The organism is bacterium (assembly GCA_035945995.1).
Taxonomy (GTDB): Bacteria; Sysuimicrobiota; Sysuimicrobiia; order Sysuimicrobiales; family Segetimicrobiaceae; genus DASSJF01.
Genome location: DASYZR010000050.1, coordinates 17,249 through 28,233, shown reverse-complemented (window position 1 = coordinate 28,233; position 10,985 = coordinate 17,249). Strand labels below are relative to the sequence as shown.

Genomic DNA, 10,985 nt, shown 5'->3' with positions numbered 1-10,985 from the left:
TGGTCCGGTAGGGCAGGTACCCGCCGTCGCAGAAAGCGTCCGTGAGCTCGCGGTAGCAGGCCATCGCCCGCGGCATCTCGTCCGGCTGCTTGTGCAGCAGCATCATCACGTGGTGCTGGTCGCGCGAGGCGGCGATGAACTCCCCGATGTAATCGAAGCCGTGCTTCCAGAAGATCGGCCGCGCGATCTCCATGTGTTTGCGCGCCTCCTCGCCGAACAGCGGGACGACCGGCGCGACGAAGGCGTTCCCGCCCCCGCGCCAGGACAGGCGGCTGTACTCGACCATCGACGGCACGCCGGTCATGTTGCGGACCTTATGGTCCCAATACGGACTCTGGCGCGCGGCGTCGACGTCGAGCAGCGTCGCCTGCGGGAGATCGGCGGCCGCGCGCCGGCGCACGGCCTCGCTGAGTTCCTTGACCACCGGCGGCGATCCGTACAGGCAGCCGGCGATGTTCCACATGCTCAGCATCCGCGCGCGGGCGTGCTCCCGGATCCACTCCTCCGGCACCGGCCGCGTGCCGCCGGTGAGGTCCCAAGGATACTCGGCCTCGGCGGCCAGCGCGAGCAGGGCGTGGGCGACGACCACCGCGCTCGGGAGCAGGTGCGACACCTTGAGCGGCCGCAGGAAGTCCATGATCGCGACGATGTCGTCCTCACGGTCGCAGGTCATCAGAATGGGCTGGTAGGCCGGCGGCTCCGGCATCAGCCAGATGCCGAGCCGGGTCACGATACCGTAGTTGCTCGCGGTGAACAGGCCGTCGAGGTACGGTCCGTATCCCCACTTGAAGATGTGCCACGTGCGCGATCCCGGCAGCGCCCCGGATCCCGTGCGCAGCAGCCGGCCGTCGGGCAGCACGACCTCCATCCCGCACGAGAACAAGAAGTGCTCCCCGTAGGGCGTATAGCCGACGCCGCGTTCGACGGTGTTGCCGAGGGGCCCAGCCCCCGGCGCGGTCGCCGGGGGATCGAGCCACAACGGCAGGTTCTGGTCCCGCAGGTGCTTGTACAACTGGGCGTACGTGACACCGGGCTCGACGACCGCGTACGCGAGTTTCTCGTTGACTTCCAAGATCCGGTTCATCCGGCCGAGGTCGAGCACCACGTTGCCGGGCTCGACCGCCATCATGCGGCCGTAGGCGATGTTCTTGCCCGTGCTGACCGGCCACAGCGGGATGCGCAGGCGGTTGGCGATGCGCACCACCGCCTGCACCTCCGCCACCGAGCCCGGGCGCACGACCGCCGACGGCCAGATCGGGGGGACCATGATCACGTCATGCGCGTAGGGGACGAGTTCGGCCGGCGACAGCGAGACGTTGCGCTCTCCGACGATCGCCGTGAACTCGCGGACCGCCCGGGCGAACGTCTTCTCGTCGACGTTCTTCGGGCGCCGCGTCCGCCGGCCGTTCGTCTCGACCGCCACCGCATCACCATCCCGCGGGCGCGTGCGGGCCGTCCCACATGATGGAACGGCGTCCCTCACGCCGGAACTACCCCTTCGACTTACGCGAACGTCCGGCGAACCCCCTGCCTCGGCCGGACGGGTCTCGCCGGGGGCGAGACGCTCGCACGGTTTAGGCACCAGACAGCGGCAGCAGGGTTCCGGTCCGTTCGTCGCGTAGTTGTAGGCACGGAACTTCTGTTCGATGCAGCGAACCACCGGGGGGTCCCGACGCTTGCCACACCGCGCCGGCCCCGCTGGACTGCAGGGAGGGTGCCGTATTGTCCTCGCATACCGCTGTTGCTCTCGCCCCTCGCTCGGTGCCGGCCGTGGCGCGCGCGGCGGGCATCCTGCGCACGCTGGCCGGCCGGCGCGAGGCCACGCTGACGGATCTGGCGCGAACGGTCGGCATCTACAAGAGCACGGCGCACGCGATCCTGGGCACGCTGACCACCTTTGAACTCGTCGAGCGCGATCCGGAGACCCTCCGGTACCGACTCGGCCCGGCCCTCGTGCTGCTCGGACGCGCCGCCCAGGATCCCAACGAACTCGGCGTGCTGGCGCGGCCGCATTTGGTGCACCTGGGCCGGCTCAGTGCGGAGACCGTCGCTCTGCACGCCCGGGACGGCGACGGTTCGGTTATCGTCGCCAGCGAGGAGTCGCCGCAACGGCTGAAGGTGACGGCGCCGCCGGGCTTTCGGGTGCCGGCCTACGCCGGCGCCGTGGCCAAGGTGCTCGATGCCTTCGATCCCGCGCCCCGCCCGGTGCCGCCGGAGCTTCCGTCCTTCACCGCGCGATCGATCACGCGTCCGGACCGGTGGGGCCGCGAACTCGAGAAAGTGCGCCGCGCGGGCTTTGCGATCGACGACATGGAGTATCAAGACGGCATCCGGGCCATCTCGGTCCCGGTCTTCGCCGGACCGCCCGACCGCCGCGAGTTGATCGCCGCGTACTCGATCATCGCGGTGGCATCGCGCGTGTCCGCCGCGGCGCTGCGGCGGTGGCTGCCGGCGCTGCTCGCCTCCGCGCGGGGGCTCGCGGAGGGAGTGCGCCGGTCCGTCGAGGGCGCGGGGCAGGGGGCGGCCACATGAAAGTCGCGCTCGCGCTCCGCATCAACGGCGAGACGCGCGATCTGATCGCGCCGGTGCACAAGACACTCCTCGAAGTGCTCCGCGAAGATCTCGCGTTGACGGGCACCAAACACGGCTGCGAGCTGGGCGAGTGCGGCACGTGTACGGTGCTGGTCGACGGAGAACCGGTGCTGAGCTGTCTTGCCCTTCCCGTGGAGGTGCAGGACCGCGAGATCACCACGATCGAGGGCGTGGCGGCCGCGGGCGAACCGCACGCCCTGCAGACGGCGTTCGCCGAGCTCGGCGCCGCGCAGTGCGGGTACTGCACGCCCGGCATCCTGCTGGCCGCCAAGGCGCTGCTCGACCGCGATCCCGCGCCGTCGCGTGAGGATGCCGCGCGCTGGCTGGCCGGCAACCTCTGCCGCTGCACGGGCTATCTCAAGATTCTCGAGGCCGTCGATCTCGCCGCGGAGCGCCTCCGGGACGCACCGCCGGCCCGTCCGATGGGCGGCGCGGCATCTGCCGCCGCGAAGGCGCCGGTGCGCTGATGGCCGGTGAAGAGTTCCGCATCATCGGCCGGCCCTGGCGGCGCGTGGACGGGCCCGGCAAGGCGGCGGGCGAGACGGTCTACGCGGATGACCTGATGCTCCCGCGGATGCTCCACGGCCGGTTGCTGCGCAGCCATCTGCCGCACGCGCGGATCCGCCGGCTCGACGCCGGCCGCGCGCGCGCCGTCCCGGGGGTCATCGCCGTCATCACCGGCGCCGATCTGCCGGTGAAGTTCGGCATCATGCCGAGCAGCCAGGACGAGGAAGCCCTGTGCCGCGACACGGTCCGGTACGTCGGCGACCCCGTGGCCGCGGTGGCCGCCCTCGACGAAGAAACCGCCGAGCGGGCGTGCGGCGCGATCGAGATCGAGTACGAGCCGCTCACGCCCGTCATGTCCATCGAGGACGCGGCGGCGGAGACGGCGGTCCGGGTGCAGGAGTACGGCGACGGGCCCGGCCCCAACGTCCACAAGAACGTCTCGCTCGAGTTTGGCGACCTCGCGTCCGGCTTCGCCGCAGCCGAGCACGTGCGCGAGGACGTGTTTTTCTTTCAGGGCAACACGCATCTGCCGATGGAACAGCACAGCGCGGTCGCGCAGCGCGACGCCGGCGGCCGGCTGACGCTGTGGACGTCGTCGCAGACGCCGCACTACGTGCACCGGGCGCTGGGCAAGGTACTGGGGCTGCCGATGAGCGCGATCCGCGTGATCGCCACGCCGGTGGGCGGCGGCTTCGGCGGCAAGAGCGATCCCTTCAGCCACGAGATCTGCGCCGCCAAACTGGCGCTGGTCACCGGCCGGCCGGTGAAGATCACGCTGACCCGCGAGGAGGTGTTCTACGCGCACCGGGGCCGGCACCCCGTGCTGATGTGGATCCGGACCGGGGTCCGGCGCGACGGCCGGATCACCGCCTGCCACATTCGGACGTTTCTGGACGGCGGCGCGTACGGCTCGTACGGCATCGCGACGACCTACTACACCGGCGCGCTGCAGCCCGTCACCTACCGCATCCCGGCGTACAAGTTCGAGGGCGCGCGGTTTTGGACGAACAAGCCGCCGTGCGGGCCGAAGCGCGGCCACGGGACGCCGCAGCCGCGATTCGGCATCGAGATTCAGATGGACAAACTCGCCGAAGACCTCGGGATCGATCCGGCGACGATCCGGCTCGTCAACACGACCGCGCCGTTCACGCGTACGGTGAATCACCTGCGGATCACGAGCAACGGCCTCCGGGAGTGTCTCGAGCGCGTGGTCGCGGCGAGCGGATTCCGGGACAAGCACGGGCGCCTGCCGGCGGGCCGGGGCGTCGGGCTCGCGGTGAGCACGTACCTGAGCGGCGCCGGGCTGCCGATCTACTGGAACGACATGCCGCACAGCGAAGTGCAGCTGCGCGTCGACCGGGGCGGCGGCGTCACCGTGTACTGCGGCGCGATCGACATCGGGCAGGGCAGCGACTCGGTGCTCGCCGGGATCGTCGCGGAGGTGCTCGGCCTCGACCCGCCGGAGGTCAGTCTCGTCACCGCGGACACGGATCTCACGCCCATCGACCTCGGATCCTACAGCAGCCGCGTGACCTTCATGGCCGGCAACGCGGCGCTCGCGGCGGCAACCAAAGCGCGGGACCTTCTGTGCGCGGCGGTCTCGGAGCATCTCGAGGTCGACCGCGACGAGCTCGTCGTCGGGAACCACCGCGTGCACGCGGCCGGCGATCCCTCGCGCGGGGTCGCGTTCGCCGAGGCGGCCGCGCTGGCGGAAGCGATGTTCGGGACGCTGACCACCGTCGGCTCGTACCGGCCGCCGCGCCTGGCCGGGCCGTACAAAGGATCGGGCGTCGGCCCCTCGCCCGCCTACTCGTTTACGGCCGCGGTGGTGGAGGCCGGCGTCGACCGGGCGACCGGCGACGTGCGGGTGGAGCGCGTGTGGATTGCCCACGACATCGGCCGCGCGATCAACGAAACGCTGGTGATCGGTCAAATCGAGGGCAGCGTGTACATGGCGCTCGGCGAGGCGCTCATGGAAGAACAGACGTTCCGCCGGGGCCTCCACAAGATCCCGTCGATGCTCGAGTACAAGAGCCCGACGTTTCTCGAGATGCCGCCGGTCGAGACGATCCTCGTCGAGACCAACGACCCGGAAGGACCGTTCGGCGCGAAGGAGGCGGGCCAGGGACCGCTGCTGCCCGTCATCCCGGCGGTCGCCAACGCGGTGTACGACGCGGTGGGCGTGCGCATCGACGAGATCCCGATCTCGCCCGACAAGGTCCTCGCCGCCCTGGAGCAGCGGGCGAAGGGGGCGCCGGGGCGTGTCGGGCCGCGCGGGGTCCCGGCGTTCCCGTTTCGGGCGCCCATTGTCGTCGAGCCGCCGCCCGAGTGGGAGCGGCCGTGGCGGTCCGAGACCGCCATCGCCGGCGGCGCACAGGGGCCGGCTGCGCGGCTCCACACCGGGACGGACCTCGACGACGCCCGCGACGTTCGTCGTCGTATGCCGGAGTGCGCGACCGATCCAGACGCCGAGGGCGGAGAGGACCGCTGATGCTGCGCCTTCCGCCGTTCACGTACCTTGCGCCGCGCACGCTCGAAAAGGCGATCGGGTTCTTGGGCGAAACGGCCCCGAACGGCATGCCGGTCGCCGGCGGCACGGACCTCTACCCCAACATGAAGCGCCGGCAGTTCGAGCCCAAGACGCTTGTGGGACTACGCGGCATTCCTGAGCTGCGCCGCCTCGCCGGCGATCCCGGCCGCGGCATGACGGTGGGCGCGTGTGTCACGCTGACCCACCTTGCCGCCTCTCCCGGTGTCGCGACCGGATATCGCGCCCTCGCGCTCGCCGCCGGCGCAGTCAGCACGCCGCCGCTCCGCAACATGGGCACGATCGGCGGCAACCTCTGCCTCGATACGCGGTGCAACTACTACAACCAGACATATCACTGGCGCAAGTCGATCGGCTTTTGCATGAAGAAGGACGGCGACATCTGCCTGGTGGCGCCGGGCAGCCCGCGCTGTTGGGCGATTTCGTCCACCGACACCGCGCCCGCCGCGATCGCGCTCGGCGCGGAGTTCCGTCTCGCCGGGCCGGGCGGCGAGCGCACCGTCCCAGCCGCCGCGTTCTACCGCGACGACGGGATGCAGTATCTCGCCAAATCACCCGAGGAATTGCTCGTCGAGGTGATCCTGCCGCCCGCCGACGGATGGCGTTCCACATACTGGAAACTGCGGCGGCGCGGGTCGTTCGATTTCCCGATCCTCGGCGTCGCGGCCGCGCTCCGCTTCGATCCGGACGGCCGCATCGTCGAGGCGCGGATCGTGCTCGGCGGCGTCGCCTCGCGCCCCGTAGGAGCCCCGCAGGCGGCGGCGCTCCTGCGCGGGCAGCGTCCGGCCGAGGATCTGCTGGCGCAGGCCGCGCAGGCCGCGTCCCAGCCCTCGCGACCGCTCGACAACGCCGATTTGACGATCGGCTACCGCAAGAAGATGACGCGGGTGTACGTGGAGCGCGCGCTACGGGAACTGGCCGGGTTACCCTATGAGGGCGCGCCGGGCGGGGGAGGGCCGCACTGACCCTTAATACTCCGGCGGCGCATACACGTTGACCGTGACGAGCAGCCCATCGCCGGTGTTGCGGATCTCGTGGCGTTCGCCGGCTTCGATGAGCAGGAGGTGCCCCGCGTCGACGGCGACGGTGCGGCCGTCGACCGTCGCTTCTCCGTGTCCGGCGATGACGTAGAGCCACTGGTCCGATGTCGCGTGGACGTTGTCGTCCCCGCCGGTCGCCCGCCCGGGCTGGAGCACCATCGTGGCGGCCTGCGACCTCGGCGTGCCGGCCACCACCCGGAAAAACCCCGTGGCCGCGCTCGCGCGGACCGTTTTCACTGCCCGAAGGTCCAGCGCGTCACGCCCGCGGGAAATTGCTTCTCGGGCATGGCAAACACCACGCGCGGTCGCACCTCGAACACGGATCCCTCCAGTTCCCAGCCATACTTCGCCCGGTAGTCAACGGGTACCTGAGGCGGAATCTCCGAGTCGGGTAGCCTGCGCGCAACACCTTCCACAATCACCGCTTCCGCCGCATCTTCATTGCACACCACGCAGCGTGGGTTCGCCGCGAGATTCTGCCCCTTGCGACTCCCGGCGCCTGTGCTGCAATACCAGGCGCCGTTCACCCACACGCCCCACACCGGCATCGTGTGGGGTGCTCCATCGCGCCGCGCAGTCGTGAGCCAGTAATTGTGTGATCTCACGAGGCGCTCCCGCGCCCAGCCCCACGGTAACATTCCTTCCGATACCGGCGGCACACCGTAGCCGTCCATCTGCGGCCGGGACGCCTTCGGTTCGGCCTCCCGGGCACGGCCGGGGTCTTCCATCGTGCACCTCCGCGCGCGCGTCCGCCGACCGGCGGTGCCACCAGCGTAACAGACGGCCGCGCCGCCCGCCGCCTCGGGGGCGGGACACACGAGGCCCGTCCCTAGCGGGTGTAGAATGTGTGGCTCATGAGCACGGGACGTTCGGGAGAGCCGCCTCGGGGCGCCAACGTCGAGACGTTGCGCAAGGCCGATCTGCCCCCGCCGGGGCGCGCGACGCTCGCGCCGGAGCGCCTGCTGGAGCTCCTCTACTACATGCGCCTCCAGCGCGCGATCGAGGATCGCGGGATCAAGCTCTACTATCAAGGCCGGATCCCGGGCGCCTACTTTACCGGGTGGGGACATGAAGCGATCGCCGCCGGCGCGACCGCCGCGCTCGGTCCGGACGATCTGCTGGCTCCGATGCACCGCGACCTCGCGGCGTACCTCATGCGGGGGATCACGGCCGGCGAGGTCTTCGCGCAGTTCCTCGACCGGGAGGGCGGGCCGACGCGCGGACGGGACGGCAATATCCATATGGGCGATCCGCGGCGCGGCGTCCTGCCGTTCATCAGCCACATGGCCGCCTCGGTGCCGGTCGCCGCGGGCATGGCGCTCGCGTGCCGCCAGCGCGGCGAACCGCGGGTGGTGCTGACGTTCTTCGGCGACGGCGCGACGAGCACCGGCGCCTGGCACGAGGGGGTCAACTTCGCCGCGGTGTTCCGCCTGCCGCTCGTGCTTGTGCTCGAAAACAATCAATACGCGTACTCCACGCCGCTCGACCGGCAGACCGCGGCGCGGGCCTTCGTCGACAAGGCCGTCGGGTACGGCATCGCGGGCGTCGCCGTGGACGGCAACGATCTGCTTGCCGTCTACGGCGCGGCAAAAGAGGCGGTGGACCGGGCGCGGGAGGGGGGCGGTCCCACCCTCATCGAGTGCCGCACGATGCGCGTGCGCGGCCACAGCGAGGCCGACAAGTCTTCGTACGTGCCGAAGGCGCTGCTCGACGAATGGGCCGGCCGGGATCCGATCGTCCTGTTCGAGCAGCGGCTGCGCGGCGACGGCGTGCTGTCCGCGGAGGCCGATGAGGCGATGCGGGCGCGGATCGCCCGGGACGTCGAGGACGGGCTGGCGTGGGCCGAGACCAGCCCGGAGCCCGATCCCCGAACCGTCGCGGAGGGCGTGTACGCCGAGGAATGACGGCCGCGGAGGCGCCGGGGGAGCCGGCCCGGCGCGCGCACCCCGGCCGGGGGAGGGTGTGTGGCGCAGCTAACCTATTTGGAGGCGATTCGCGAGGGACTCCGTGACGAGATGCGGCGCGATCCCCGCGTCTTCGTCCTCGGCGAAGACGTCGGCGTGTACGGCGGCGCCTTCAAGATCACGGACGGATTTCTCGACGAGTTCGGTCCCTGGCGGGTCATCGACGCGCCGCTCGCCGAATCGGCGAACGTCGGCGCCGGGATAGGCGCGGCGGTGATGGGAATGCGGCCGGTCGTCGAGATGCAGTTCGCCGACTTCGTGACCGACGCGTTCACGCAGGTCGTCAACGTGGCGGCGAAATTTCACTGGCGGACCCGGACGCCGCTGCCGCTTGTGCTGCGCATGCCGTACGGCGGCGACGTCAAGGGCGGACCGTTTCACTCGCAATGCATGGAGGCGTGGTTTGCGCACACCCCGGGGCTTAAGATCGTCGCCCCCGCGTTCGCCGAGGACGCGAAGGGCCTCCTCGTCGCCGCGATCCGCGATCCCAACCCGGTGATGTACTTCGAGCACAAGCACCTGTACCGCTACCGGCGCGAGGAGGTGCCCGACGGCGAATTCGTCACGCCGATCGGACGGGCGCGCCTCGTCCGATCGGGCACGGCGCTCTCCGTGCTCTCGTACGGCTGGATGCTCCACAAGTGTGTGGAGGCGGTCGACCAGGTGGCGCCGGATGGGATCGCCGCCGAGGTGCTCGATCTTCGCACGCTCGCTCCGCTCGACCGCGAGGCGATTCTGGGCTCGGTCCGCAAGACCGGCAAGGCGCTCATCGTCCACGAGGCGGTCCGGACGGGCGGCATCGGCGGAGAACTCGCCGCCCTGATCGCGGAGGAGGCCTTCGATTCGCTTGACGGGCCGGTCCTCCGGCTTGCGAGTGAGGATGCGCCGGTGCCGCACAACCCCGGCCTCGAAGCGGCGTTTCAGCCGACGGTCGCCGAGATCGCCGACGCGATCCGCCGGCTGGCGGCCTACTGAGCCCGGCCGCTCAGACCGCCGCCCCCCCCGGCGAGGTACTCGGCGAGCTGGTCGAGACTCTGCGCCCATCCCTCGGGGGCTCCGCGCGTCGCCCACGACTCGAGCGCATAGCGTTGGTGGACGGTCAGCGTGGTCTTGCCCGCGCGTGAGGCCGGGATCAGCGTGCCGGGCGCGGCTCCTCCGCCTCGAGGATCTGTCCGCCGATCACGGTCAGCACCGGGACGAGCCGGCGCCGTCCGGTCATCGTGCGGCCCGTGACGTCCATGAACGGGAACGCGCCGGTCTGGTCGTCGAGCACGGTCACGTCGGCCGGTCCGCCCGGGCGCAGCGCGCCGAGATCGGTCCGGCCGATGGCCCGGGCCGGTGCCGTCGTCGCCGCGGCGATCACGCGCTCGAGCGGCATGCCGAGGCTCAGCAGCTTGGACATCGTGGTCGGCAGGTCGTAGGCCGGGCCGTCGATGCACAACGCGTGCACATCGCTGCTGATCACGTCGGGCAGGAAGCCCTGTGCGAGGCACGCCTCGGCGCTCTCGAACGAAAAGCTTCCCATGCCGTGGCCGATGTCGATCACGACGCCGCGCTCCCGGGCCTCCCACAACTCGGGGAGGATCCGGCCGGTGACGCCGGCCTGCTCCGCTTCAGAGGGGGGGTCGACGGTCGGCCCGTTGGGAAACGGCCGGAAGGCGTGGGTCAGGATGTCGCCGGCGCGCAGGAGCGGCAGCACCTCGCGGCGCGTTGGCGGCGGCATGTCGGTGTGTACCATCATGCGCACGCCGAGGGCCTCGGCGGCCGCGAGGGCCAGGTGCAGCGGCGCGAGCCCCCGCCCTTCACCCGCGACGAGGCCGAGGCGCACCTTGATCCCGAGCACGAGGTCGCGGTGCTCCGCGGCGACGCGCACGGCTTCGTGGACGTTGAGCAGGCGCAGGTCGATCGATTCTCCCACCATCACGCGGCGCGAGAACGCGAAGATGCCGGCAAAGCTGATGTTGAGGAACGGCAGAATCCGCGCGCGCGCGCGCTCGATCAGGTGGCGCCGGAAGCCGGGGAAGTTGCCGGCGCCGCTGCTTCCGGCATCGACGTGCGTCGTCACGCCGGACGCGGCGGACAGCGCGTCCGGATCCACGCCGAGCGACGTGCCGCCCCAATAGACATGGGTGTGCAGGTCGATCAATCCCGGCGTGACGAGCCGGCCGGACACATCGACGACGCGGCGCGCGCCGTCCCGGGGGAGTGACGGTCCCACGGCGGCAATACGCTCGCCCGCGACGGCCACGTCGGCGGTCAGACGGCGCATCTCGCCCTCCGCGTCGGGATCGATGACCGTGCCGCCCGTCAGCAGGAGATCGTAGTCCGGCATGA

10 protein-coding genes are annotated in these 10,985 nt (G+C 71.0%); 6 read left to right on the top strand and 4 right to left on the bottom strand.

All coding sequences use genetic code 11. The features are described from left to right. On the bottom strand, positions 1-1,423 hold a 1,423-nt coding region (locus VGZ23_05000), incomplete at its 3' end, for an FAD-dependent oxidoreductase (protein HEV2356954.1). Positions 1,424-1,770: 347 nt separating this feature from the next. Between VGZ23_05000 and VGZ23_04995 the strand changes: the two genes are divergently transcribed. Genes VGZ23_04995 through VGZ23_04980 form a run of 4 tightly spaced genes read left to right on the top strand, consistent with a single transcriptional unit; the run spans position 1,771 to position 6,612 of the window. After that, positions 1,771-2,532, top strand: coding sequence for an IclR family transcriptional regulator (locus tag VGZ23_04995; GenBank protein ID HEV2356953.1), 762 nt, complete (start codon positions 1,771-1,773; stop codon positions 2,530-2,532). Next, positions 2,529-3,059 carry a (2Fe-2S)-binding protein gene (locus VGZ23_04990; protein HEV2356952.1) on the top strand — a complete coding sequence of 177 codons (531 nt, stop codon included), beginning with the start codon at positions 2,529-2,531 and terminating at the stop codon, positions 3,057-3,059. The genes VGZ23_04995 and VGZ23_04990 overlap by 4 nt, the downstream gene beginning before the upstream one ends. Then, a complete protein-coding gene (locus VGZ23_04985; protein HEV2356951.1) occupies positions 3,059-5,590 on the top strand; it encodes a molybdopterin cofactor-binding domain-containing protein in 2,532 nt (843 codons plus the stop codon). The genes VGZ23_04990 and VGZ23_04985 overlap by 1 nt, the downstream gene beginning before the upstream one ends. Further along, positions 5,590-6,612 (top strand): xanthine dehydrogenase family protein subunit M, encoded by a 1,023-nt coding sequence (locus tag VGZ23_04980; protein ID HEV2356950.1) that lies wholly within the window; start codon positions 5,590-5,592, stop codon positions 6,610-6,612. Before VGZ23_04985 ends, VGZ23_04980 begins: the two co-directional genes overlap by 1 nt. A 3-nt stretch (positions 6,613-6,615) precedes the next feature. Here VGZ23_04980 and VGZ23_04975 read toward each other — a convergent pair whose 3' ends face one another. Next, entirely contained in the window at positions 6,616-6,924 is a 309-nt protein-coding gene (locus VGZ23_04975) for a cupin domain-containing protein (protein ID HEV2356949.1), read from the bottom strand. Next, positions 6,921-7,415, bottom strand: a complete 495-nt coding sequence (locus VGZ23_04970) for a pyridoxamine 5'-phosphate oxidase family protein (protein ID HEV2356948.1) — start codon at positions 7,413-7,415, stop codon at positions 6,921-6,923. The genes VGZ23_04975 and VGZ23_04970 overlap by 4 nt, the downstream gene beginning before the upstream one ends. Before the next feature lie 126 nt (positions 7,416-7,541). On the opposite strand from VGZ23_04970, the gene VGZ23_04965 reads away from it, so the two are divergent. Next, entirely contained in the window at positions 7,542-8,591 is a 1,050-nt protein-coding gene (locus VGZ23_04965; GenBank protein ID HEV2356947.1) for a thiamine pyrophosphate-dependent dehydrogenase E1 component subunit alpha, read from the top strand. 60 nt (positions 8,592-8,651) lie between these two features. Further along, the gene (locus tag VGZ23_04960) at positions 8,652-9,626 is read left to right on the top strand and encodes an alpha-ketoacid dehydrogenase subunit beta (GenBank protein ID HEV2356946.1); all 975 of its coding nucleotides are present in this window, start codon (positions 8,652-8,654) and stop codon (positions 9,624-9,626) included. A 157-nt stretch (positions 9,627-9,783) separates the two neighbouring features. Here the strand turns inward: VGZ23_04960 and VGZ23_04955 are convergent, their stop codons facing one another. Then, positions 9,784-10,983: an amidohydrolase/deacetylase family metallohydrolase gene (locus VGZ23_04955; GenBank protein ID HEV2356945.1), complete on the bottom strand. Its 1,200-nt coding sequence runs from the start codon at positions 10,981-10,983 to the stop codon at positions 9,784-9,786. Positions 10,984-10,985 lie beyond the last annotated feature (2 nt).

What these genes read in the sequence shown, in the direction of transcription:
- VGZ23_04990 (HEV2356952.1), top strand. Translation starts at nt 2,529, where the DNA reads ATGAAAGTCGCGCTCGCGCTCCGCATCAACGGCGAGACGCGCGATCTG.
- VGZ23_04985 (HEV2356951.1), top strand. Translation starts at nt 3,059, where the DNA reads ATGGCCGGTGAAGAGTTCCGCATCATCGGCCGGCCCTGGCGGCGCGTG.
- VGZ23_04980 (HEV2356950.1), top strand. Translation starts at nt 5,590, where the DNA reads ATGCTGCGCCTTCCGCCGTTCACGTACCTTGCGCCGCGCACGCTCGAA.
- VGZ23_04970 (HEV2356948.1), bottom strand. Translation starts at nt 7,415, where the DNA reads ATGGAAGACCCCGGCCGTGCCCGGGAGGCCGAACCGAAGGCGTCCCGG.
- VGZ23_04965 (HEV2356947.1), top strand. Translation starts at nt 7,542, where the DNA reads ATGAGCACGGGACGTTCGGGAGAGCCGCCTCGGGGCGCCAACGTCGAG.
- VGZ23_04955 (HEV2356945.1), bottom strand. Translation starts at nt 10,983, where the DNA reads ATGCCGGACTACGATCTCCTGCTGACGGGCGGCACGGTCATCGATCCC.